Annotated in this window: 21 protein-coding genes, 1 rRNA gene and 1 riboswitch; all 22 genes read right to left on the bottom strand. The window is 46.1% G+C overall.

Annotated features, from left to right (window positions below; translation table 11 throughout):
• Positions 1-40: 40 nt before the first annotated feature.
• A complete protein-coding gene (ligA, locus tag B1A98_RS16100; RefSeq protein WP_063383810.1) occupies positions 41-2,050 on the bottom strand; it encodes an NAD-dependent DNA ligase LigA in 2,010 nt (669 codons plus the stop codon).
• Between the two features lie 17 nt (positions 2,051-2,067).
• On the bottom strand, positions 2,068-4,269 hold the full coding sequence (pcrA, locus tag B1A98_RS16095; protein ID WP_063383809.1) for a DNA helicase PcrA: 2,202 nt from the start codon (positions 4,267-4,269) through the stop codon (positions 2,068-2,070).
• Positions 4,270-4,304: 35 nt separating this feature from the next.
• Positions 4,305-4,997 (bottom strand): heptaprenylglyceryl phosphate synthase, encoded by a 693-nt coding sequence (gene pcrB / locus B1A98_RS16090; protein WP_063383808.1) that lies wholly within the window; start codon positions 4,995-4,997, stop codon positions 4,305-4,307.
• Positions 4,998-5,254: 257 nt separating this feature from the next.
• Positions 5,255-5,572: a YerC/YecD family TrpR-related protein gene (locus B1A98_RS16085; RefSeq protein WP_041101120.1), complete on the bottom strand. Its 318-nt coding sequence runs from the start codon at positions 5,570-5,572 to the stop codon at positions 5,255-5,257.
• 21 nt (positions 5,573-5,593) lie between these two features.
• A complete protein-coding gene (locus B1A98_RS16080) occupies positions 5,594-6,616 on the bottom strand; it encodes a DUF3048 domain-containing protein (RefSeq protein ID WP_063383807.1) in 1,023 nt (340 codons plus the stop codon).
• Between the two features lie 39 nt (positions 6,617-6,655).
• Complete coding sequence (locus tag B1A98_RS16075; protein WP_063383806.1) at positions 6,656-8,392, bottom strand: adenine deaminase C-terminal domain-containing protein; 1,737 nt, start codon at positions 8,390-8,392, stop codon at positions 6,656-6,658.
• Between the two features lie 305 nt (positions 8,393-8,697).
• Entirely contained in the window at positions 8,698-9,081 is a 384-nt protein-coding gene (locus tag B1A98_RS16070) for a DUF302 domain-containing protein (RefSeq protein WP_063383805.1), read from the bottom strand.
• A gap of 137 nt (positions 9,082-9,218) precedes the next feature.
• A complete protein-coding gene (purD, locus tag B1A98_RS16065) occupies positions 9,219-10,493 on the bottom strand; it encodes a phosphoribosylamine--glycine ligase (protein ID WP_063383804.1) in 1,275 nt (424 codons plus the stop codon).
• A 20-nt stretch (positions 10,494-10,513) separates the two neighbouring features.
• A complete protein-coding gene (purH, locus tag B1A98_RS16060) occupies positions 10,514-12,049 on the bottom strand; it encodes a bifunctional phosphoribosylaminoimidazolecarboxamide formyltransferase/IMP cyclohydrolase (protein ID WP_063383803.1) in 1,536 nt (511 codons plus the stop codon).
• A complete protein-coding gene (gene purN, locus B1A98_RS16055) occupies positions 12,046-12,651 on the bottom strand; it encodes a phosphoribosylglycinamide formyltransferase (RefSeq protein WP_063383802.1) in 606 nt (201 codons plus the stop codon). Before purN ends, purH begins: the two co-directional genes overlap by 4 nt.
• Positions 12,648-13,676: a phosphoribosylformylglycinamidine cyclo-ligase gene (gene purM, locus B1A98_RS16050; RefSeq protein ID WP_063383801.1), complete on the bottom strand. Its 1,029-nt coding sequence runs from the start codon at positions 13,674-13,676 to the stop codon at positions 12,648-12,650. The genes purN and purM overlap by 4 nt, the downstream gene beginning before the upstream one ends.
• 54 nt (positions 13,677-13,730) lie before the next feature.
• The gene (gene purF, locus B1A98_RS16045; RefSeq protein WP_063383800.1) at positions 13,731-15,152 is read right to left on the bottom strand and encodes an amidophosphoribosyltransferase; all 1,422 of its coding nucleotides are present in this window, start codon (positions 15,150-15,152) and stop codon (positions 13,731-13,733) included.
• The gene (purL, locus tag B1A98_RS16040) at positions 15,128-17,362 is read right to left on the bottom strand and encodes a phosphoribosylformylglycinamidine synthase subunit PurL (RefSeq protein ID WP_063383799.1); all 2,235 of its coding nucleotides are present in this window, start codon (positions 17,360-17,362) and stop codon (positions 15,128-15,130) included. Before purL ends, purF begins: the two co-directional genes overlap by 25 nt.
• Positions 17,346-18,029: a phosphoribosylformylglycinamidine synthase subunit PurQ gene (purQ, locus tag B1A98_RS16035; protein WP_041101100.1), complete on the bottom strand. Its 684-nt coding sequence runs from the start codon at positions 18,027-18,029 to the stop codon at positions 17,346-17,348. Before purQ ends, purL begins: the two co-directional genes overlap by 17 nt.
• Positions 18,026-18,280, bottom strand: coding sequence for a phosphoribosylformylglycinamidine synthase subunit PurS (purS, locus tag B1A98_RS16030; protein ID WP_041101098.1), 255 nt, complete (start codon positions 18,278-18,280; stop codon positions 18,026-18,028). The genes purQ and purS overlap by 4 nt, the downstream gene beginning before the upstream one ends.
• Positions 18,273-18,992 carry a phosphoribosylaminoimidazolesuccinocarboxamide synthase gene (purC, locus tag B1A98_RS16025; protein WP_041101096.1) on the bottom strand — a complete coding sequence of 240 codons (720 nt, stop codon included), beginning with the start codon at positions 18,990-18,992 and terminating at the stop codon, positions 18,273-18,275. Before purC ends, purS begins: the two co-directional genes overlap by 8 nt.
• 87 nt (positions 18,993-19,079) lie before the next feature.
• Positions 19,080-20,378, bottom strand: coding sequence for an adenylosuccinate lyase (purB, locus tag B1A98_RS16020; protein WP_041101094.1), 1,299 nt, complete (start codon positions 20,376-20,378; stop codon positions 19,080-19,082).
• Positions 20,375-21,520, bottom strand: a complete 1,146-nt coding sequence (gene purK / locus B1A98_RS16015) for a 5-(carboxyamino)imidazole ribonucleotide synthase (RefSeq protein WP_170808515.1) — start codon at positions 21,518-21,520, stop codon at positions 20,375-20,377. The genes purB and purK overlap by 4 nt, the downstream gene beginning before the upstream one ends.
• Before the next feature lie 4 nt (positions 21,521-21,524).
• Positions 21,525-22,013 carry a 5-(carboxyamino)imidazole ribonucleotide mutase gene (gene purE, locus B1A98_RS16010; protein ID WP_063383798.1) on the bottom strand — a complete coding sequence of 163 codons (489 nt, stop codon included), beginning with the start codon at positions 22,011-22,013 and terminating at the stop codon, positions 21,525-21,527.
• Between the two features lie 115 nt (positions 22,014-22,128).
• A riboswitch (purine riboswitch) is annotated at positions 22,129-22,230 on the bottom strand.
• 76 nt (positions 22,231-22,306) lie between these two features.
• Complete coding sequence (locus B1A98_RS16005; RefSeq protein WP_063383797.1) at positions 22,307-22,501, bottom strand: NETI motif-containing protein; 195 nt, start codon at positions 22,499-22,501, stop codon at positions 22,307-22,309.
• The gene (locus B1A98_RS16000) at positions 22,498-23,040 is read right to left on the bottom strand and encodes a DUF2179 domain-containing protein (RefSeq protein ID WP_063383796.1); all 543 of its coding nucleotides are present in this window, start codon (positions 23,038-23,040) and stop codon (positions 22,498-22,500) included. The genes B1A98_RS16005 and B1A98_RS16000 overlap by 4 nt, the downstream gene beginning before the upstream one ends.
• A gap of 169 nt (positions 23,041-23,209) precedes the next feature.
• A 5S ribosomal RNA gene (gene rrf / locus B1A98_RS15995) occupies positions 23,210-23,325 on the bottom strand.
• Positions 23,326-23,487 lie beyond the last annotated feature (162 nt).

Below are 23,487 nucleotides of genomic sequence, written 5' to 3'. Positions count from 1 at the left end.
GGGCCGCCGAAAAAACTTTTTTATTCAAAAGAGCCACCTCTTACTTATTAAGTTCATCTAACAGCTTTTGTTCATCCCACACGTCGATCCCTAACTGCAACGCTTTCTCCAACTTCGATCCTGCTTCTTCACCGGCAACGACGAGATCGGTATTTTTGCTGACGCTGCCAGCCACTTTTCCGCCGAGAGCCTCAATCTGCTCCTTCGCCTCATTGCGTGTCAATTCATGGAGCTTCCCGGTTAAAACCACTGTTTTTCCGGCAAAAAATGAATCAGATGCCTCTACAGCCGCAAGCTTTGGCCCCTTATAAGCCATATTTACTCCTGCAGCCTGCAACTTGGCAATCAATTCACTGACATTCGGCTGATTGAAATAGGTGACAATTGCTTCCGCCATCTTGCCGCCGATTTCATGAATAGCTGTTAACTGTTCAACCTCCGCCTCGGCCAGTGCCTGCATCGTTTCAAAGTGCTGGGCCAGTGTTTTTGCCGCCTTGGCACCGACATGGCGAATGCCGAGACCGAACAATAACTTCTCGAGCGAATTTTCTTTCGAGGCTTCAATGGCCTTCAGCAGATTATCCGCGGACTTTTCCCCCATCCGCTCAAGCTGAATCAGCTGCTCCTTTTTGAGACTGTATAAATCAGACACATCGTGCACAAGACCGCTTCTATACAGCTGGGCTACCACCTTTTCCCCTAAACCGTCAATATTCATCGCATTGCGGGAAACGAAGTGGATCATGCCTTCCCGGATTTGCGCAGGGCACTGCGGGTCTATGCAGCGGAGCGCCACCTCTCCTTCCAGACGGACGAGTTCGCTGTTGCATTCCGGGCAGTGTGTCGGCATATGAAACTCTTCTTCCTCGCCGGTCCGCCTGTCAGCAATCACGTTCACCACTTCAGGAATAATATCGCCCGCTTTTTTGATGACGACAAAATCACCAATTTTAATATCCTTTTCCCTAATTAAATCCTCATTGTGCAATGTCGCTCTTTGTACAGTTGTCCCGGCTACTTTTACCGGCTGCAGCAAAGCGGTTGGCGTGACGACGCCGGTCCGGCCTACACTTAATGTGATGCCTGTTAGTTTCGTTACCACTTCCTCGGCCGGAAACTTAAAAGCAATCGCCCAACGAGGACTTTTCGCCGTCGCTCCCATTTCTTTTTGCTGCGCCAGCGCATTTACTTTGATAACAATGCCATCAATTTCATAAGGCAACTTTGGCCGCTTCTCTCCCCAGCCGCTGACATAGCGAATAACCTCATCAATCGTACGGCACACTGTTCTCTCTTGGTTCGTCTTAAAACCTAATTGATCAAGCATCTCCAAGCTTTCGCTGTGGGTTTTCACCCCTATTCCTTCTGCTTCAGCCACTCCATAGAGAAAAATATCCAAGTTGCGGGAAGCTGCAATGCGAGGATCGAGCTGACGCAAAGATCCCGCCGCTGCATTGCGCGGATTAGCAAACGGTTCCTCTCCTTTTTCATCACGAATAGCGTTTAAGGCAATAAAAGATTGCTTCGGCATAAAGGCTTCACCGCGCACTTCCATTGTCAGCGGCTCTTTGATTCGGAGAGGAATGGAGCGGATCGTTCTCAAGTTGGCGGAAATGTCCTCACCGATCGCTCCGTCTCCTCGTGTAGATCCCTGAACGAATAAACCATCTTCATATTTTAACGAAACCGCCAGTCCATCAATTTTCAATTCACATACATAGGAATAGCTGTTTTCATCAAGGGCCTGGCTCACACGGCGGTCAAAGTCCCGTAAATCCTCTTCATTGAACGCATTGGCTAAACTGAGCATCGGCACATTATGCCGTACTTTTTTAAAAGCGTCCAGCACTTCACCGCCCACACGCTGAGTCGGCGAGTCAGGCGTTTGCAGCTCCGGAAACTGCTCCTCCAGCTTGAGCAGCTCCTGCGTCAAGCGGTCATACTCCGAGTCAGGAACAGACGGCTGGTCCAGCACGTAATATTCATAATTATACTGATTTAATAGATTATGAAGCTCCTGTGCTCTCTTTTCAGCAGCTTGCAAGTCCATATTGACCACTCCTTCATTTACGCTTTTTCAATTGGGGCAAAAGCCGCTAAAAGGCGCTTAATCCCAATTGGGCTTGGAAAGGCGATATCTAACTCGATACTATCTCCGCTGCCTTTTACACTAACCACCGTTCCTGTCCCCCATTTCTTATGGGTTGCTTTATCGCCGACTTTCCAATCGCTGTTTGTATTGGCAGTCTTGATTTGCGGCCGTGTCACCGGGCGGCGGGACGGCGGTGTTTTTAATCCGAAGGACGTATTGACCTTTCTGGCTGCTGCCAGATCATCGATTAAATCCGCCGGAATTTCCCCAATAAACCGGGAAACAGGGTTCATGCTTGTCCGTCCGTATAATGTCCTCATTTGAGCATTCGTTAAATAGAGCTCTTCTTCTGCCCTTGTGATCCCAACGTACGCCAAACGCCGTTCTTCTTCCATTTCATTTTCATCCATCAAAGAGCGGCTGTGCGGAAAGACGCCTTCTTCCATTCCCATTAAAAAGACAACCGGAAACTCTAAACCCTTGGCAGCATGGAGAGTCATCAATACCACTGCATCCTGCACCTTTTCCTCTTTGCCTACTTCATCAATATCTGCAATGAGGGCCAGGTCGGTCAGAAAGGCTACTAAGCTTTTGTCTTCACTATTATCTTCAAAACTCTTTGTCACTGAAAGAAACTCTTCGATGTTTTCCAGCCGGCTTTGCGATTCAATCGTCTTTTCCGCTAGCAGCATATCACGGTAACCTGTGCGCTCCAGCACCTCTTCCACTAACTCAGAAACCGATAGGTACTCCTGCTGCTGGGTATATGTTTCAATTAAGCGCCGGAACTCTAGGGCCGTCTTTGCCGCCTTGCCGCTTAGACCGATAAAATCAGCCTCTGCCAAGGCTTCATACATCGTCAAATCATTTTCTTGCGCATACCGTGATATTTTATCAAGAGACGTTGAGCCAAGTCCACGTTTTGGCACGTTAATAATCCGCTGCAAGCTGATATCGTCAGCCGGATTAGCAATGAGCCGCAAATAGGCGAGCAAGTCTTTAATCTCTTTGCGGTCATAGAACTTGATGCCGCCGACAATCGTGTAATCAATATTCGATTTCATCAATATTTCCTCAATCACACGGGATTGGGCATTCGTCCGGTATAACACGGCAATGTCCGAGCATTTTCGCTTTCCGCTGGCCGTCATCTCTTTAATTTTTCCCGCTACAAACTGAGCTTCTGTTTGCTGCGTATCTCCGCGGAAATAGGAAATGTTGCATCCATCCGCATTTTCTGTCCATAAGTTCTTCGGCTTGCGGTTGAAGTTATTTTTAATAACCTCGTTCGCCGCATGCAAGATCCGCTTCGTTGACCGGTAATTCTGCTCAAGAAAAATCGCCCGCGATTGCGGGTAATCCTTCTCAAATGAGAGGATATTTGCAATATCCGCCCCGCGCCAGCCATATACACTTTGATCAGAATCCCCTACAACACACAAGTTTTGAAAACGGCTGGCCAACAGCTTCACTAACATGTATTGTGCTCTATTCGTGTCCTGGTACTCATCGATATGAATATATTGAAATTTGCGCTGATAGAACTCCAGCACTTCCGGAACCCGCTGAAATAGCTGGATCGTTATCATAATCAAATCATCGAAGTCGAGCGCCTGGTTCTTCTTCAGGCGTTTTTGATACTCCGTATAGACTTCAGCAACTATTTGTTCCATATAGCCGCCTTGGCGCTTGCTGAAGGTTTCCGGATCAATCAGTTCGTTTTTCGCGGAGCTGATCGTTGCCAAAATGCCGCGCGGATCAAACTTTTTCGGATCGAGGTTCTTCTCCTTCAATATCCCTTTAATCACCGATTGCTGATCTGTTGTATCTAAAATCGTAAAGTTGCGGTTATAGCCGATCCGGTCAATATCCCGCCGCAATATGCGGACACAAGCAGAGTGAAAGGTGGAAATCCACACTTCTTCCGCCGCTCCGCCAAGCAAAGCACTAATCCGGTCCTTCATTTCCCGCGCCGCTTTATTGGTAAATGTAATGGCCAGGATGTTATACGGATTCACCCGTTTTTCTACCATCAAGTAGGCAATGCGGTGCGTCAGCACTCTCGTCTTCCCAGATCCCGCGCCTGCCATGATGAGCAGCGGTCCTTCCGTTGCTTTAACCGCTTCCTGCTGCTGCTCATTCAAACCTGTTAATAGCTTTTCTGTTAAAAATTGCATTCTACTCTCACCGCCTATCAGAACATTCGTTCCTATTATATCTCATTTTTCACCGCTGCAACGGTTTGAAGTGCTTGATTTAAATTTTCATATACAGCGTTACCTACCACAACGATATCTGCATATTGGGCAATTTCTCTTGCCTGTTCAGGCCCGCTAATGCCGCCGCCATACACAAATACTGTTTTATCCAGCGTGTCGCGCACGGCTTTTACGGCTGTGATATCCCCATAGGTTCCGCTGTATTCTAAATAAAACAAAGGCAGCTGAAACATTTTTTCAGCCATCATCGCATACGCTGTGATGTCCTCTATATCAAGCTGCGCATTTGCTGCCGTTAGCGCTGCCGCTTTGCAATCCGGATTGGCAATACAGTAGCCTTCCATATAAATCTCTTCCCAATCCATCAGCTCTCCGTATTCCTTCACTGCTTGATGATGGAGGCCAGTTACCCACTCAACGCTGCTGCTGTTTAATACCATGGGGATAAAATAAAGGTCAAATCCCGGTGTAATCGATTCAATCGTTGATATTTCCAATGCACAAGGAACCGTGTAACGACGGACACGCGCCATTAAATTTAATACATTTTCCAAGGTCACGCCATCGCTGCCGCCGATCATAATTGCATCTGTTCCCGACTCGCATATCTGCTCAAGGGCTACATCATCTATCTCCTTATTGGGATCTAACTTAAACACATGACGCCATTCACGCACATCATACATCTAGCAATTTCCTCCATTCTTTTGGCTGTGCCGGCTGCCCCTTCGGCAAATTGGCACCCCATCATTATAACATTTGTTTCCCTATGCTAAAACAAAGGTCTGCCCCTCACCGCATCCGTACATAAAGGCGATGGAGGGCAGACCCTGTTCTATTTTAGCTCTGTTAATTAACGGCATTAATTTCAGTTTTTGTTTTCAGCAAGCGCTGAAGGCAAGAAATCAACAATTAACGTTATACTTTTATATAGCTAGTCCTTTTAGGGCTGCTGTTCTTTTAAGACCTGCTTTTCCTTCAAGCGGTCCAAAACAAGCTGGTACGCATCATTTCCGTAGTTAAGACAGCGCTTGACCCGTGAAATGGTAGCAGTGGAGGCACCTGTCCCGCTCTCAATTTTATGATAGGTTTTTCCTTCTTTAAGCATGCGGGCTACTTCTAAACGCTGAGCCAGAGACTGAATTTCGTTTACCGTGCAAAGATCATCGAAAAATAAATAACATTCTTCTAAATCGCGAAGTGAAAGAACCGCTTCAAACAATTGGTCCAATTCTCTTCCACGCAGCTTCTCAATTTGCATATTAAGCGTCAAACCCCTTTTTTAGTTATTTCTCAAAGCTACCATCTTATCTAACCCTTTAGAAGCAGGAATAATGTTAATCCACGTTTTCCCTTTCACAAATCCCATCGGTGCGCCATCTTTAAAAGGTAAAATCCGCCCGTCCACATTCGACCATTCAGCCGTGTGAACGACCCCGTTTTGAAGAAGGTAGGCATTTCCGCCTGAAGAAAGGTCAATATCCAGGCGGCCCTCTCCATCTGTTACACGGTGTTCGGCCTCAATGATAAATACATTATTCGCCCTGATGGCTTCTTTTGTTTTCCGATCAAATTGCTGTTCTTCCCCAACAAACCGTTCATAGCTCTTCTTGTCCGGATCATATTTATACTCCACCTGAAAAGCAGGCTTAGTCGAATAATTCACCTGAACAGACGATGCGTTCTGTCCGGCATCCGCTACGGCATCTGAGGACTTGAGAAAGTTTAGCCGGTCCGGCATTTCTTCCATCCCGTATCCTTTTTCTTCGGCCTTCTCCTGCACCTTATCAAATTGAACATAAGAATTATGCGGTGCCTTGCGGGAAGAGTCCCTTTCAAAAATCGTTCCATCGTGCTGAATGCCGTTTATTTGATCGACCTCTCCGCTAAATAGCCGCTCTTTTGCCTCCGGACTGTATCCATGAGCAATGAATAAGCTGTCATAGCCTTCAGCCAGATCAATAAAGTAATCTCGTGCACTGCGGACCGGGCCCGCCTCCTTAGGCTGTTCACTTTGATAAATTGCGAGAAACCTTGTCATGTTTCCTTCAACGAGTACTTCATAGACAATATCCGCCTCAGCCAGGCCGGTTTGCGGCCGGGCTTGAGGATGATTATTCATGACAACAGCAATTGAGCGCTGTTCAGGCCGTTCGTTTGTCTGTTTCCCAGTTAACGGAAACGTGTAATGTTGTCCCTTTGCTTCTTGCCCGCTGTCTTTTTCTACTTTCGTCTCTTTTTCTCCCCAGCAGCCGCCCATAAGCAAAGTGCCTGTTAATAAAGCAAGCATGGTCAATTTTCTCATACATAAACTCCCATATATCTTTCTCTATACTTTACTATTTTAACGCATTATTGTCGGAAAGAGTACCGTTTTCTTCATCACGTCATACATTCCTCGCGGAGTAATGCGAATATACGGCAGATGCGTCGATGACAAAAATAACAATGTATACAGCGGATCGTTATATAAGTAGCCCCGTTCCGTCAACAGCTCCTTCAGCTTTTCCTCTTTATCCATAATTTCCTCAAAAGGCTTCGTGGACATAATACCTGAAAGCGCGAGCGGAATTTCATAAATGACTTTTTCTCCTTCCGCTAAGACAATGCCGCCGCCAATTTCCTTCATCCGGTTAAACGCACGTTCCATCTCTCGCTTGCATTTTCCAATCAGAAGAATGTCCCCTGTGTTGGAGAAAGAAGAGGCAAGCCCTTCCACCTTGGAAGTAAACCCTTTAAGAGTTGTGTTCACTCGCCACTTTCCTTGGCGGTCAAGCAGCACCAGGAAACTTTCATCGTCTGTAGTCGCTATTTCCTCCGCTGACATATCCCTTTCAAGAGAGTACGGCTTAGTAATTACATTATTGACAAGCTCTATGCCAAAGGGCATGGAGAATTGCAAATCTTCTTCTTTCAGGCTATAATCCAATTTCAGCGGCCCAAATCCAAATTTTTCCCATTGAATCTCTGGAAAGGATAAGGTCTCTTTTTCTTTCTTAATCCATTGTCCTCTCGACAGCACAGAAACCGGTGAAGGATGAAACTCGTCTTGCAAAATATTAATGTTAGCGATCCGGCCCGGCGCAATCATGCCATGCAAATGATCCATGCGATAATATCTGGCAACGTTATAGCTGGCCATATGATAAGCACCGATAGGCGGAATGCCATATTCTATAGCCTTCGCAATCATCCAGTCTAGTATGCCCTCTCTATAGAACGAAGGGCTTGCGCCATCTGTTGTGAACATCATCATGTCATATTGATTCAAGCCCATATCCTTCATATCCTGAAGCAGCACTTCCAGATCCGGGCGAATCGATGAGTGACGCAGGGAAACCATATATCCAGCCATCAGCCGCTTATAAATATCCTGTCCGCTCATAGATTCATGGTCGCTGTCTGCTCCAAGCAAAGCCATCTTTGTTAATGTCTTCTCGGAAGCCCCCGGAAAATGGCCTTCAATTCTCTTGCGGAGCCGCTTCGTTTCCTGAATCCAGTGAAGCATCATTTCATCGCCGCCCAACAGCTTCGGCCAGCCGGTCAACTCGCCTCCCTGCACGACTGCATCATGTTCAATCCATGACTTCACAGCTGCGTTGGAAACGACTTCTTCTTCATTTTCCAGCTCGGTCTGTCCGTCATACCGGCACCACCAGTACATGCTGACAGGCAGCGAGCGAAATTCCTCCAGTAAAGAAAACGCTTTCTTTTCTTCTAACGCCAAAAACAACATGAGGTTATCATTGATAGATGTCGTTGTACCAGTTTTCGCAGCATATTCGGCAAAACTTTGCGGATTATAAAGCAAAAATGGATGCACATGCGGTTCAATATAACCTGGAACGAGTGTTTTTCCACTGCAATCATATATTTCGCCTCTATGATTCTCCGGCATCTCTTCTCCCGCGTAAACAATCCGGTCTTCATATACCCATATATTAGCTGTCATCCACTGATTAAGCGCAGAATGCAAAAAGCGGGCATTCTTTAATACAAGAGTAGGAGAAAGGTCACCGTTTATCACTGCTACATGTTCTCTTAATTGTTTGTTTTTCCATTGATGTCTCTGTTCTAACATCTATCTAAACACCCCTCCTGAAAGGAAGCAATCATCCCGTATTTTAGATTAGTGTCATCTTAACATATTCTATATGTTAAAGCATTAAAGAATTATATTTTTTTTGAACAATATGTGAAAAAATGCGCATACCATTTACTATTATATTTCTCCTTTAAATATGACTCTTGCTTGTTTGTGTTTTTGCTTGTGAATAGAGCAAAAGAAAACAGACCCGGAAGCTTATCGAGTCTGTTTTCCATCAGCATTCATTTTTCATTCATAGACTTGTAAATAGCTCCTGAGAAGGCGGACCGCTCTTCTTTTTATTCAACAGCATCAATACAGCCGATCAATCTGTTTTCGATCCCTTGAGCCACTTCTTTGAGCTTGTCATTTTCGAGCATGGAAATGAGTGTTGTCGGCTTTGGCATCCCAATTTTCGTCTGTCCGCTTTCTTCATACACAACAATTTTGCAGGGCAAAAAGTAACCGGCCAAGTTTTCCTCTTCCAGCACCTTTTTTGCCTCCTGCGGATTGCATACTTCTAATATGATAAACTTTTTGTCAAAGCCCACGCCTTTTTCCTGCAATTTCTTCTGAATATCAAGTTGCCAAAGCACGCCGAACGTTTCGCCTGTCAAAGCCTCTTCTAATTGGACAATAGCTTCTTCTAAAGGAAGAGAAACTTTCTTTGTATAATGAAACATGTCATTCCGCCTTTCACTTCAATAATCATGGCTGAGCTTTCTTGGCCCAGTCATGATTATTCCTTCCCAAGCAGAGCCTTTCACAAACATCCATTGTGATATAGCGAAAAATAAGACCGCGCACTGCGGCCTTATTTTTAATTTGCTGATTGGGCGCTCGCAATTGCGCGGCTTCCAATGTCTTTTCTGTAGAAGAAGTGATCTGTTTCAATCTTCGCTATTTTTTTATAGGCTTCTTGTTTCGCTTCATGAATGGATGGGGCAATACCGGTCACAAGCAGCACCCGTCCCCCATTTGCACAAACCAAACCGGCTTCGTCCTTGAATGTTCCGGCATGCAGCACAGCGGAAGGATCAATGTTTTCAAGTCCTTTAATAGGATGGCCTTTTTCGTAGCTTTCGGGATAGCCGTCTGCCGCAAGCACAACGCCAAGCACGGCGTCATCTTTCCATTTAAGCTCCGGATCTTTGCCATCCAGCACATCAAGGAAAACTTGGAGAAGATCGGACTGAAGGCGCGGCAGCACCACTTGCGTTTCCGGGTCGCCGAAACGGGCATTAAATTCAATCGTCTTCGGTCCCTCTTTTGTCAGCATAAGACCAGCAAAAATAATACCGGTAAATGGACGTCCCTCCGCTGCCATTCCTCTGGCAATCGGCAGCAGAATATCCTGAACAGACTGCTCAATCACATCAGCAGAAATGTGGGGAATCGGTGAATAAGCCCCCATGCCGCCTGTATTCGGTCCTTCATCATTATCAAAAGCCCGCTTATGGTCTTGGGCTGCTTGCATTGGATAGACGTTCTCTCCGTGAACAAACGCCATTAAGGAAAATTCTTCTCCTTCGAGATATTGCTCAATCACCAACTTCGAAGAAGCTTCTCCAAATTTTTTGGCTACCATCATCTCTTCAAGAGCGGACAGTGCTTCTTCCAGCGTCAAAGCAACAGTCACGCCTTTCCCAGCGGCCAGCCCATCTGCTTTCAGCACGATCGGCGCTCCCTGCTCCTCAACATAAGCTTTTGCTTCTTGGTAATTGTCAAATGCAGCATAACGGGCAGTAGGAATGCTGTATTTTTCCATCATCATCTTAGCAAACGATTTACTGCCTTCAAGCTCTGCCGCTGCCTTATCTGGCCCGTACACCTTTAATCCTTTTTCTTGAAAGTAATCGACGATTCCGGCAGAAAGCGGATTTTCAGGGCCGACTACGGTAAGAGCAACATTTTGGTTCACAGCAAATTCGCTCAGTGCGGCAAAATCCATTTCATCAATCTTCACGATTTCTGCATCCTGGGCGATGCCCGCATTTCCAGGGGCACAAAAAACTGTCTGCACTTGCGGACTTTCCGAAAGCTTTTTGCAAATCGCATGTTCTCTTCCTCCGCGGCCAACAACAAGAACGTTCATTTTTGTTCCTCCCTGCTCGATTAATGTTTAAAATGTCTAATGCCGGTCATCACCATCGCAATGCCGTATTCATCTGCTTTTTTAATTGAATCTTCATCTTTAATAGACCCGCCTGGCTGAATAATCGCTGTAATGCCCGCTTTAGCCGCTGTTTCCACTGTATCGCTCATCGGGAAGAAAGCATCCGAAGCAAGAGCCGCGCCCTTTGCCTTGTCCCCTGCTTGTTCAAGAGCGATTTTGGCAGCGCCAACACGATTCATTTGTCCCGCTCCAACACCAAGCGTCATTTTATCGTCTGTCACAACGATGGCATTCGACTTAACATGCTTGACAACTTTCCAGCCCAGCTTAAGAGCTGCCCATTCCTCTTCTGTCGGTTCTCGTTTTGTTACAACACGCAGATCAGCATCATCTAGCGAATGAAGATCCAAATCTTGAACCAGCAGGCCGCCCTCTACAGAGGTTAATACTTTCTCATTATCATTGCCTTTATCAAATGGCAGGGTTAACAGCCGAAGGTTTTTCTTTGCCGTTAAAACAGCAAGTGCTTCGTCTGTAAATTCCGGTGCAATAATAATCTCCAAGAAGATCTCATGCAGTTTTTCAGCCAATGCCTCGTCTACAGGGCGATTTAAAGCAACGATTCCTCCAAAGATAGAAGTCGGATCTGCCTCATACGCCCGCTCATACGCTTCTTGAATAGTTTTTCCTGCTCCAACACCGCATGGGTTCATATGCTTCACTGCTACTGCTGCTGGTTCAGCGAACTCCTTCACAATTTGCAAAGCGGCATCTGCATCACGAATATTATTGTAGGAAAGTTCCTTCCCATGCAGCTGTTTAGCGCGGGCAACCGAAAAGGCAGAACCAAGCGGCTGCTCATAAAAAGCAGCTTGTTGATGAGGGTTTTCTCCGTAACGAAGCGGCTGCTTTAATTCATATGTAAATGTCATTTTTTCTGGCTGCTGTTCGCCTGTCAATCCTGTCATATAGCCGGCAATCATGGCGTCATAGGCGGCTGTATGGCGAAATACCTTCGCTGCCAGTTTTCTTCTCGTCTCTTTTGTTGTGTCCCCCGTGGATTTCAGTTCAGCCAGCACTATCTCATAGTCTGCTGAATCTACAATAACGGTCACATACTCATGGTTCTTAGCGGAAGCGCGCAGCATAGCCGGACCGCCAATATCAATATTTTCAATCGCATCATCTACAGTTACATCTGGTTTGGCAATCGTTTGCTGGAATGGATATAAGTTAACGCAAACTAAATGGATTGGCGCAATCTTTTGTTCCTCAAGCTGTCTTGCATGATCCGCTTCGCCTCTTTTTGCTAAAAGGCCGCCATGGATAAATGGGTTTAACGTTTTCACACGGCCTTCAAGAATTTCCGGAAACCCGGTCACGTCGCTCACGCTCATCACCGGCAATCCTGCCTCTTCGATCATCTTTTTTGTACCGCCTGTAGAAATAATCTCAAAATCCAAAGCGATGAGCTCTTTCGCTAAATCTACAATGCCTGTTTTGTCTGATACACTTAGTAAAGCGCGTTTTTTCATTCTGTTATTCCCTCCATAGCTGCTTCAGTTAGAAGTTTTTTAATTACCCGCGGATACAGCTGGTGTTCTACTTCCTGAATTTTTTTCTGCAATGATTCCCGTGTTTCGTCTTCTGCCATCCGAACACTTTCTTGATCAATAATCGGACCTGTATCCATTCCTTCGTCTACAAAGTGAACCGTTACTCCGGCAATCTTTACCCGGGCGTTAAATGCCTGGCCAATGGCGTCTTTCCCTGGAAAAGCAGGCAGCAGGGAAGGATGGATATTGACGATTTTTCCGCGGTACGCATCTAAAAGCGTTTCTCCAATCAACCGCATATATCCTGCTAGAAAAACAAAGTCAACTCCCGCCTCCCGAAGCCTGCCTACTATCTCTTGTTCAAATTCTGCCTTAGAGCCATAGTCCTTTGCCCGAAATGAAAACACTGGAATATTCAATTGTTCCGCACGTTTGATGACATAAGCATCTGGCTGATCACAAACTAACAAAGCAATATGAGCTGGAATTTCCCCTTGTTGAACGGCTTCTGCAATCGCTTGAAAATTGCTCCCGCTTCCGGATGCAAATAAAGCGATGCTGCCTTTTTCCCCTTTTTTCATGACTCGAATTGAACCCCTTCGCCTGAGATGACCCGGCCGATTGTATAAGCTTTCTCCCCTGCTTTAGCAATCAGCTGCTTCGCCTGTTCCTCTTCTTCCGCGGACACGATCATCACTAATCCGATGCCCATATTGAAAATATTGTACATTTCTTTCGTATCAAGCTCGCCGTATACCTTCAATGCTTCAAAGATCTCCGGAACTTCCCAGGCGCCTTCTGTAATAACGGCTCCTAAGCCTTCCGGCAGCGCACGCGGAACGTTTTCGATAAACCCGCCGCCCGTTATGTGAGCCATGCCTTTCACTTCCATTTGCTTTAATACTTCAAGCACTGGCTTCACATAAATTTTTGTCGGTGTCAACAGCACGTCTCCAAGAGGCGCTGACAGTTCTTCAAGCTCCGCATCCGGTTTAAGGCCATGCTGTTCGAAAAAGATTTTGCGCACGAGAGAGAACCCGTTGCTGTGTACACCGCTTGAAGGCAACCCAATAAGCACATCGCCTGCTTCAATGGTCTCTCCTGTAATTAGCTTGCTTTTTTCAGCAACCCCTGTGGTAAAACCAGCGATATCATACTCACCATCGTTGTACATACCGGGCATTTCGGCTGTTTCTCCGCCGACTAAAGCACAGCCTGCCTGTTCGCAGCCGTCGGCCACTCCCTTGACGATTTGCTCGATCTTTTCCGGCAAAGCCTGGCCGCAGGCAATGTAATCAAGGAAGTAAAGCGGTTCTGCTCCTTGGACAATTACATCGTTCACGCACATTGCCACGCAATCAATGCCGATCGTATCATGCCGGTCCATCATAAAAGCGAGCTTTAATTTCGTGCCAACCCCATCTGTGCCGGATACTAATACCGGTTCTTTTACACCCGCAGCAGACAAGTCAAACATACCGCCAAAACTGCCCAGTGTCCCCATCACACCGGCGCGGTTCGTCCGCTTTACGTGCTTCTTCATCCGTTCAACCGCTTCATAGCCCGCTTCAATGTTTACTCCTGCCGCTTCATACGACTTTGCCATTTCGTAGGTCCCCCTTATCTCCTCTTAACTGCATGAACAGCCAGTTTTCCTTCATTAACACATCAGTTCTTTATCATGCGGATGCATAGTATCCGGCAAAATCTCTGTCGGATACTCGCCTGTAAAGCAGGCAAGACATTGGCCGCAATGGCTATTTTGCTTTTCATGGCCAATCGCTTCAATCAGGCCTTCCACACTTAAAAAGGTTAAAGAATCTGCACCAATTGCTTGTCTCAACTCTTCTGCCGAGTGGCTTGCCGAAATCAATTCTTCTCTTGTCGAAGTGTCAATGCCATAGTAACAAGGATTTTTAATCGGAGGTGAGGTAATGCACACATGCACTTCCAATGCCCCGGCATCCTTCAGCATTTTGACAATCCGTCGGCTTGTCGTGCCGCGAACGATAGAATCATCCACCATCACGACACGCTTTCCTTCCACCACACCGCGAACCGGAGAAAGCTTCATTTTCACTCCCTGTTCGCGCAAGGATTGGGAAGGCTGGATAAATGTCCGGCCAACGTATCGATTTTTAATTAACCCCATTTCATACGGAATGCCAGTTGCTTCCGCAAAACCAATGGCAGCTGAAATGCTGGAATCCGGCACGCCAGTAACCACGTCGGCTTCAATGTTCATTTCTTTCGCCAGCTGAATGCCTGAGCGTTTCCGCGCGCTGTGCACATTAATTCCGTGAATGTCACTGTCAGGGCGGGAAAAATAAACGTACTCCATCGTACAGATGGACTGGTTTGTTGCCATGGAGAAGCGTTCAGAGCGCATACCGTCTTTATTAATAATCAGAAGCTCACCCGGCTCCACATCGCGGATAAATTTTGCGCCGACGATATCAAATGCGCATGTTTCAGAAGCAACACAAAAGGCCTCCCCAAGCTGGCCAATCGATAATGGACGCAAACCATTTGGATCAAGCGCCACCATTAATTCATTTTCTGTCATGATCAGAAACGCATAAGCGCCCTTCAGCATGGATAAAGCATGCTTTACCTGATCTTTCATCGTGCCGAAGCCTCCGCGGCGAATTAAATGCGCCAGCACTTCCGTATCCGAGGTCGTTTGAAAAATGCTCCCTTGTCCCTCCAGCTGGTGTTTTAGCGAGGTAGCATTAATTAAATTTCCGTTATGTGCCAGTGCAAGGCTCCCGGATTGTGAGTGAAACAGCAGCGGCTGAACATTTTCATATCCGCCGCCCCCTGCTGTTGTGTACCTTACATGGCCAATGGCACCGAAGCCAGGCAATTCTTGGACCTTCTTCTGGGTAAAGACCTCTGTTACCAGCCCTTCACCCTTGACGCCGTGCAGGTGTTTGCCGTCTGTCGCCACGATTCCGGCTCCTTCTTGGCCGCGATGCTGCAGGCTCTGCAGGCCGTAATACGTAATCTGTGCCGCATCCTCGTGTCCCCATATGCCAAATACGCCGCATTCTTCATTTAAGCCTCTGACTTCAGCAAGCATGGGATCGCTCCTTTCCAAGCTCCTTCAAGTTCATTTACTGCTGCTTCGATGACCGTTTCCTCTTGCTGTTTAATTACTAAAGCCGCTTCTGCTGTTACTTCTCCAATGAGCTTGGCATCAGCAGCAATGGATTCAAACACTTCTTGCTTTTCCTTGCTGACTGTCACGATAAAGCGGGATTGTGTTTCGCTGAATAAAGCAGCTGCCGCCTCAAGATGACCGGCAAGTCTAACGTTCGCTCCAAGCTCCGTTCCGAAAGCTTTCTCAGCAAGCGCTACAGCAAAGCCGCCCTCTGCTATGTCATGTGCAGACTGCACTGCGCCTGCTTGGATCGCTTTTAATAAGCTGGCCTGTCTCTTTTCCTCTACAGCTAAATCGATTGCGGGAGCTTTGCCGTAAATTTCCCCGCCATTTTGCAGCTTTTGCAGTTCGCTGCCGCCAAATTCAACTGCTGTTTCACCGATCATATAAATTAAATCGCCAGCCTGCTTGAACGTCTGGGTAGTAATATGGGAAAGATCCTTGATTAAGCCGACCATGCCGACAACTGGCGTTGGATAAACAGCTGTACCATTTGTTTCGTTATACAAAGAGACATTTCCGCCGATGACCGGCGTGCTCAATACCCGGCAAGCTTCACTCATTCCATCTGTTGCTTTTTCAAGCTGCCAGAAAATCTCCGGCTTCTCTGGATTTCCGAAGTTTAAACAGTCGGTAATGGCTAACGGCTCACCGCCTGAACACACAATGTTGCGAGCTGCTTCCGCTACAGCAATTTTCCCGCCAGCTTCAGGATCAAGGTATAAATAACGGGAGTTGCAGTCTGTCGTCATCGCCAAAGCTTTGTTTGTGCCGCGCACACGAACAACGGCAGCATCAGAGCCCGGTGCGACAACTGTATTTGTCCGCACTTGATAGTCATATTGCCCGTAGACCCATTCTTTGCTGGCAATCGTTGGTTGAGATAACAGCTGCATAAGCGTTTCTTTCAAGTCCTCCACTTGAGGAGTTTCCTGCTCCATCGCCTGGTAATCGCGATAGTAAGCCGGTTCCTCGGATGGCTTATAATACACTGGAGCATCTTCAGCCAAGGCATCAGCAGGCACTTCTGCAACAATCTCGCCTTTATGAAGCAGACGAAGCATGCCATCATCAGTGACACGGCCAACAGTCGCTGCTTCTAAACCGTATTTGGCAAAAAGCTCCTCGATTTCTTGTTCACGCCCTTTTTTAACAACGATGAGCATCCGTTCCTGTGATTCCGATAACATCATTTCATATGGTGTCATTCCCGTTTCGCGCTGAGGCACAACATCCAGGTTCATTTCGATCCCGGAACCGGCTTTGCTTGCCATTTCTGCCGAAGAGCTGGTTAATCCAGCCGCTCCCATATCTTGAATACCGACGAGCGCATCACTCTTCACCAGCTCAAGGCAAGCCTCCAAGAGCAGCTTTTCCATAAATGGATCGCCTACTTGAACAGCCGGGCGCTTTTCTTCAGATTGTTCGCTCAATTCTTCAGAAGCGAATGTAGCTCCGTGGATGCCGTCGCGGCCTGTTTTGGCTCCTACATACATGACCGTATTGCCGACGCCTTTTGCCTGGCCTTTTTGAATATCTTTATGATCAATTAATCCAACACACATCGCATTAACGAGCGGATTGCCTTCGTAGGTACGGTCGAATTGCACTTCTCCGCCGACTGTCGGAATGCCGATACAGTTGCCATAACCGGCGATGCCTGCTACGACTTCCTCGAATAAATATTTCACGCGGCTGGAATCCAGCTCTCCGAAACGCAATGAATTTAACATTGCTACCGGACGGGCTCCCATGGAGAACACATCACGGATAATCCCGCCGACACCTGTGGCAGCGCCTTGATAGGGCTCAATCGCTGAAGGGTGGTTGTGGCTTTCAATTTTAAATACAACAGCCTGTTCGTCGCCGATATCAACGATTCCGGCTCCTTCCCCCGGACCTTGAAGAACGCGCTCGCCTGTTATCGGGAATTTACGGAGCACCGGTTTAGAGTTTTTATAGCTGCAGTGCTCGGACCACATAACAGAGAAAAGACCCGTTTCCGTATAGTTTGGTGTACGCCCAAGAATCTCCTCCGCTTTGGCAAATTCCTCATCCGTCATGCCCATTTCACGGTAAATTTTCTGTTCTTTAATTTGTGATGCACTCGGTTCAAGCATTAACGACATGAGATTCCCTCCATTGTTTTACAATTGATTGAAATAATTTTAATCCGTCCGCACTTCCAAGCAGCTCATCAACCGCCCGCTCAGGATGAGGCATCATGCCAAGAACATTGCCTTGTTCGTTCACGATTCCGGCGATGGACTCGAGACTGCCGTTAAAATTGTCTGTATACGTAAATACAATTTGCTGATTTGCTTGTAATTGCTGTAATGTCGCTTCATCACAGTAGTAGTTTCCCTCTCCGTGTGCGACAGGAATTGTTACCTTTTCTCCTTTGCTGTATAAAGAAGAAAACATCGTTTCGTTATTTTCGACTTTGAGCTGGGCCGGCTTGCAAACAAACTTCAAGTCTTTGTTGCGAAGCATGGCACCTGGCAGCAAGCCTGACTCAAGCAAAATTTGAAATCCATTGCACACACCTAGAACGGGCTTTCCTGCTTGAGCTGCTTTTTTCACTTCGCTCATCACCTTAGATAAATGAGCAATCGCTCCGGAGCGAAGATAATCTCCATAGGAGAAGCCGCCTGGCAGCAAAATACCGTCAAATTCGCTTAAGTCATCCGCATCATGCCAAACATATTCTACTTCCTCGCCTAATTCATCTTGTACGGCATGGAACATATCAACGTCACAATTAGAGCCCGGGAATACGATCACTGCGAATTTCACTGCTGAACACTCTCCTCAATTTCATATCTGTAATCTTCGACAACGGGGTTAGACAGCAATTTCTCACACATTTCCTGCACCGTCTTCTCTACTTCCTGATTGCTTCCGTCAATAGTCAGCTCCATATATTTGCCGATGCGCACATCCTGCACACCTTCATAGCCAAGATTAGTTAATGACTGCTGAACTGCTTTCCCCTGCGGATCTAATACACTCTCTCTTAGAGTAACGAATACCTTTACTTTATACATGCTGGTTTCCTCCTAATCTATTAAACACTTCTTTATATGCTTCTACTAAGTTTCCTAAATCGCGGCGGAACACATCCTTATCCAGCTTGCGATTTGTATTCTTTTCCCACAGGCGGCACGTATCTGGTGAAATTTCATCAGCCAGCAGGATGGCGCCATCCTGGTCTTTGCCGAATTCGACTTTAAAGTCGATCAAATCGATTTCCATCTCTGCAAATAATGAAAGGAGTGCTTCATTAATCGCCAAAGCTTGTTTTTTTATCTCAGCTACTTCTTCTTTGGCAGCAATATTTAATAACTGAATGTGGTCTTCAGTAAGAAGAGGATCACCAAGTTGATCATCTTTAAAGTAGAATTCAACGATTGGCTGATCAAATACTTGTCCTTCCTGCAGTCCAAGACGTTTAGCCAGGCTTCCGGCCGCCACATTTCTCGTTACGACTTCAAGCGGAATAATCGTTACATGCTTAACCAGCTGCTCATGTTCCGAAAGCTGTTCAATAAAGTGTGAGGGGATATTGAGCTCTTTAAGCTTTAAAAAGATACGGCTGCTAATTTCATTATTCAGCCTTCCCTTGCCTGCCAGCTCTGCTTTTTTTTCTCCGTTAAAAGCTGTTGCTGAATCTTTGTAGGAGATCAAAACTACATTCTCCTGATCCGTTGCATAAATCCTTTTCGCTTTTCCTTCATAAAGCATTGGGCCCTTTTCCAACGCAACTTCCCCCTTGTAAAAATAATAAAAATCTTCAGTCACTAGTAGGTAGAAGCAGTTCCCGCCTGAACGGGAACTGCTATTTAATTATTGATCTAATCCAAGACGGGTGAAGATCGTATCTACATGCTGCAAATGATAGTTGTAGTCAAAGCAGTCAGCGATTTCTGCAGCGGTTAACTTTGATGTGATTTTCTCATCTGCTTCAATCAATGTCCGAAATGGAACTTGATTTTCCCACGCCTCCATCGCTTTCGGCTGAACCGTATCATAGGCAGCTTCGCGTGCCATGCCTTTATCGATTAAAGCAAGCAGAACGCGTTGTGAATAAATCAGGCCTAATGTCCGATCCATATTGCGCTTCATGTTTTCAGGGAAAACGGTTAGGTTTTTCACGATGTTTCCAAAACGGTTCAGCATGTAATTCAAGGCAATCGTTGCATCCGGCAAAATAATCCGCTCTGCCGAAGAATGTGAAATATCACGCTCATGCCATAAAGGAACATTTTCATACGCTGTCAACATATGGCCGCGAATGACACGGGCAAGCCCCGTCATGTTTTCGGATCCGATCGGATTGCGCTTATGCGGCATAGCGGATGAACCCTTTTGTCCTTTGGCAAAGAACTCTTCCACTTCGCGTGTTTCACTTTTTTGCAAGCCGCGGATTTCCACAGCAAACTTCTCAATTGATGTCGCAATTAAAGCAAGTGTGCTCATGTAATGGGCATGACGGTCACGCTGCAGCGTTTGTGTGGAGATAGGCGCCGGCTTTGTACCAAGCCGCTTGCAAACGTACGCTTCAACAAACGGGTCAATATTGGCATATGTGCCGACAGCTCCCGAGATCTTGCCGTACTCTACTCCTTCTGCTGCTTGGTTAAAACGCTCAAGATTTCTTTTCATTTCTTCATACCAAAGAGCAAGCTTTAAGCCGAATGTAGTCGGTTCTGCGTGAACACCGTGCGTCCGTCCCATCATCACAGTGTATTTATGCTCTTTTGCTTTTTCCTTAAGAATATCAACGAAGTTCTCAAGATCTTTTCTTAAGATGCTATTGGCTTGTTTTAATAAATAAGACAAGGCTGTATCTACTACATCTGTAGAAGTTAAGCCGTAATGGACCCACTTTCGCTCTTCTCCAAGTGTTTCAGACACCGCGCGTGTAAAGGCCACCACATCATGGCGTGTCTCTTCTTCAATCTCTTTAATGCGGTTCACATCAAAGCCCGCATGCTCACGAATTTTTTGGACGTCTTCCTTTGGGATTTCACCAAGTTCCGCCCATGCTTCACAAGCAAGAATCTCAACTTCCAGCCAAGCTTGATAACGGTTTTCCTCTGTCCAGATAGCTCCCATTTCAGGACGCGTATAACGTTCAATCATTTCTTTTGTCCTCCGATCAGCTTTCCATTATTGCTCCAGATCCCGCTAGCCTCTACTTCTTCAAGTGCAGCCTCTATGTCGTTTGTTAAAATTGTGATGTGGCCCATTTTCCGCTTGATCTTTGCCTCCGCCTTTCCGTATAGGTGAACAGACCACTCCGGATGCTCCGCGATTCCATCCAGCACTCCCGGCACATGCTCACCAAGAATGTTGACCATCAAAGCAGGCTTCAATAATTCAGGCGTTTTCAGCGGCCAATTGCAAATCGCGCGAATATGCTGGCCGAATTGGGACATGTCACACGCCTCAATTGTATAATGCCCCGAATTATGAGGTCGTGGTGCTAACTCGTTAATGTAAATTTCCCCATTTTTTCCGACGAACATTTCTACAGCCAGCGTGCCCACGAGCGAGAGCGCTTCAGCAATTTTCTCAGCAGCTTGGACTGCCTTGTCTTTGACGCTATCTGTCACCCTTGCCGGTACGATCGTTTCATGGAGAATGTTTTCTTTATGTACATTTTCTCCGACCGGAAAATAAGTGGTTTCCCCTTCGATATTTCGTGTAATAATCACTGAAATTTCACATTCAAACGGAATCCATTTTTCCAGTACACATACACCATGCTTTAAAAGCTGAGCCGCTTCTTCAATCTGAGCCGCTTCTTTAATGACAAATTGTCCCTTGCCGTCATAGCCGCCGCGCGCTGTTTTCAAGACAGCAGGATATCCGAGCTTATCTATCTTATCATAAATTTCTTCTGCTTCTGTGATCACCGCATAGGGGGCTACCGGCACGCCAGCCTTGGTAATGGCTTCTTTTTCAGCCACGCGGTTTTGCGTCACTTTGATCAATTCTGCTCCCTGTGGAACAAATGCTTTTTCTTGCAGCTTTTTTAAGCCGTCATAATCTATATTTTCAAATTCGTAGGTGATAACATCACTGACAGCCGCCAATTGATCCAGAGCTGCCGGATCGTCATAAGCCGCATGAATCTCCACGTCCGCTACTTGTCCGCACGGGGAATGTTCTCCCGGCTCCAGAACAGCTATTTTGAAACCCGCTTCTTTGGCCGCTAGAGCCATCATCCGGCCAAGCTGTCCGCCGCCGATAATTCCTATCGTTTGTCCGGGCATAATCATCTCTCTAGACAAGTTGATCACTACTTTCCAATACAGTTTCTTCAATCTTTTGGCGGCGCTCCTCCAGCCTTGCAGCCACTTCCTTATCCGTCACAGATAAAATTTGAGCAGCCAATAGTCCGGCGTTAATTGCTCCAGCCTTCCCGATGGCTACAGTTGCTACCGGCACGCCTCCTGGCATTTGCACGATAGACAATAAGGAATCTAAGCCATTTAGTGCTCTTGATTGAACAGGTACGCCGATCACCGGCAAAGTTGTTTTAGCTGCCACCATTCCTGGCAGATGGGCCGCTCCACCTGCACCAGCAATAATGACCTTTAAACCTTTCTCTCTTGCGCCTTCAGCGTATCGAAACATAAGATCAGGCGTCCGGTGTGCAGAAACCACTTTTTTCTCAAATGAAACACCGAGCTCTTCTAACATATCGCAGGCATGCTTCATCGTTTCCCAATCAGAGGTGCTTCCCATAATTACGCCAACTTCTACTGACATGATTGGCCTCCTTAAAGTAAGTAATCACAATATAAAAAGCCCGGATGGCTGTTTTTCTCCAAAGAGAAAGCAGCTCACCCGGGCAACAAGCTCATTAAAATCGTACTAAATCCCAGATAAGAAATACTTTCCCCATAGTCCAATCATTTACGGTGATCGGGTAGAAACTTGCAGGCCTTATTCCCGCTATTATATGAGGCGCTATATTTGTCATCTACATCTTAACAAGCTTAAAAGGTTATTGTCAATAAAAAATCGAACGATTATATTTATCTGTTTTTTAATGTTCGTGTTTAAGGCTTTATTTTTCCTTCAAAAATGATTTCTCTCCCAACAGGGATGTATTTCTTTTCTCCATTGACCACTTCTTCTTTAAAGATGGGCTGCTCCATCCTGCGCACAGGGACATACCCCTCTGCCGACATGCGTTGCAGGCACTCATCAATCGTTTCGTTTTCCTGTAAATAAAATTTTTTCTTTTTGCTCATTCTGCCAGCTTCCCTTTTTTTACACTTTTTACCCAGAATCCGCCGTGAATCGTTTTAGGTTCATAGGCAATAATAAACGCTTTCGGATCTAGTTCCTTAATTTGACTGTATAATTTTAATTCATATTTTCGCGGTGTCAGAATCTGCAAAGCCATCCGATCTCCCTCAAGCCCGTTAGCTGCCCAGCTTGTAACGCCATAGCCTTGAGCACGAAGCTGTTTAGGTAAATCCTTATCGTATTCCTTCGTAATGACGTTCACTGTAATGTAGCCAAGTGCCAGCTTCTCTTCGAGCTTCATTCCGGCAATTACTCCTAAGCCGTAACCAACAGCGTAAGCAATAACGTTTTGAATTTCATTTAAATTATCGAGTACCATACCCAGTCCGATAATATAGATGATAATTTCAACCATGCTGACAAAAGCAGCAAAATAACGATACCCCTTTAACGTTAAGATCATCCGAATTGTAAAAAATGATACGTAACAAACATTAATAATTAAAATAATTAAGGCCATAACCAATCCATTCTCCAGCATGGGGCATCCTCCTTTAATTAGTAATCTCCGAAACAATGACGTAAGTTTATCACAAATTAAATAGATAAAAAAGAAGGAATAAGTTACAAGAAAATTACTTCGTCAGATCAATGCTTATGAAAATCTGCATAAAAAAACAGAGAGCATTAAAATGCTCTCTGTTTAGGGTGCCTGGCAACGTCCTACTCTCACAAGGGGAAGCCCCTCACTACCATTGGCGCTGAAGAGCTTAACTTCCGTGTTCGGGATGGGAACGGGTGTGACCTCTTCGCTATCGCCACCAGACTGTATAAAATGGAAAGAAATTATTCTTTCAAAACTGGATAATATGTGTCAGTAACCGGCAATACCGTGCCATGGTTTGTTGCTTTACGCCATACGGCGTTTTGGTTAAGTCCTCGATCGATTAGTATTCGTCAGCTCCACGTGTCGCCACGCTTCCACCTC

The sequence above is a fragment of the Pseudobacillus badius genome, from assembly GCF_002189605.1.
Taxonomy (GTDB): domain Bacteria; phylum Bacillota; class Bacilli; order Bacillales; family Domibacillaceae; genus Pseudobacillus; species Pseudobacillus badius.
The sequence above is the reverse complement of the archived record's forward strand: the minus strand, read 5'-3'. Positions and strand labels throughout refer to the sequence as shown.

What these genes read in the sequence shown, in the direction of transcription:
- ligA (WP_063383810.1), bottom strand. Translation starts at nt 2,050, where the DNA reads ATGGACTTGCAAGCTGCTGAAAAGAGAGCACAGGAGCTTCATAATCTA.
- pcrA (WP_063383809.1), bottom strand. Translation starts at nt 4,269, where the DNA reads ATGCAATTTTTAACAGAAAAGCTATTAACAGGTTTGAATGAGCAGCAG.
- pcrB (WP_063383808.1), bottom strand. Translation starts at nt 4,997, where the DNA reads ATGTATGATGTGCGTGAATGGCGTCATGTGTTTAAGTTAGATCCCAAT.
- B1A98_RS16085 (WP_041101120.1), bottom strand. Translation starts at nt 5,572, where the DNA reads ATGCAAATTGAGAAGCTGCGTGGAAGAGAATTGGACCAATTGTTTGAA.
- B1A98_RS16080 (WP_063383807.1), bottom strand. Translation starts at nt 6,616, where the DNA reads ATGAGAAAATTGACCATGCTTGCTTTATTAACAGGCACTTTGCTTATG.
- B1A98_RS16075 (WP_063383806.1), bottom strand. Translation starts at nt 8,392, where the DNA reads ATGTTAGAACAGAGACATCAATGGAAAAACAAACAATTAAGAGAACAT.
- B1A98_RS16070 (WP_063383805.1), bottom strand. Translation starts at nt 9,081, where the DNA reads ATGTTTCATTATACAAAGAAAGTTTCTCTTCCTTTAGAAGAAGCTATT.
- purD (WP_063383804.1), bottom strand. Translation starts at nt 10,493, where the DNA reads ATGAACGTTCTTGTTGTTGGCCGCGGAGGAAGAGAACATGCGATTTGC.
- purH (WP_063383803.1), bottom strand. Translation starts at nt 12,049, where the DNA reads ATGAAAAAACGCGCTTTACTAAGTGTATCAGACAAAACAGGCATTGTA.
- purN (WP_063383802.1), bottom strand. Translation starts at nt 12,651, where the DNA reads ATGAAAAAAGGGGAAAAAGGCAGCATCGCTTTATTTGCATCCGGAAGC.
- purM (WP_063383801.1), bottom strand. Translation starts at nt 13,676, where the DNA reads ATGGCAAAGTCGTATGAAGCGGCAGGAGTAAACATTGAAGCGGGCTAT.
- purF (WP_063383800.1), bottom strand. Translation starts at nt 15,152, where the DNA reads ATGCTTGCTGAAGTCAGAGGCTTAAATGAAGAATGCGGCGTATTTGGC.
- purL (WP_063383799.1), bottom strand. Translation starts at nt 17,362, where the DNA reads ATGTCGTTAATGCTTGAACCGAGTGCATCACAAATTAAAGAACAGAAA.
- purS (WP_041101098.1), bottom strand. Translation starts at nt 18,280, where the DNA reads ATGTATAAAGTAAAGGTATTCGTTACTCTAAGAGAGAGTGTATTAGAT.
- purB (WP_041101094.1), bottom strand. Translation starts at nt 20,378, where the DNA reads ATGATTGAACGTTATACGCGTCCTGAAATGGGAGCTATCTGGACAGAG.
- purK (WP_170808515.1), bottom strand. Translation starts at nt 21,520, where the DNA reads ATGATTATGCCCGGACAAACGATAGGAATTATCGGCGGCGGACAGCTT.
- purE (WP_063383798.1), bottom strand. Translation starts at nt 22,013, where the DNA reads ATGTCAGTAGAAGTTGGCGTAATTATGGGAAGCACCTCTGATTGGGAA.
- B1A98_RS16005 (WP_063383797.1), bottom strand. Translation starts at nt 22,501, where the DNA reads ATGAGCAAAAAGAAAAAATTTTATTTACAGGAAAACGAAACGATTGAT.
- B1A98_RS16000 (WP_063383796.1), bottom strand. Translation starts at nt 23,040, where the DNA reads ATGCTGGAGAATGGATTGGTTATGGCCTTAATTATTTTAATTATTAAT.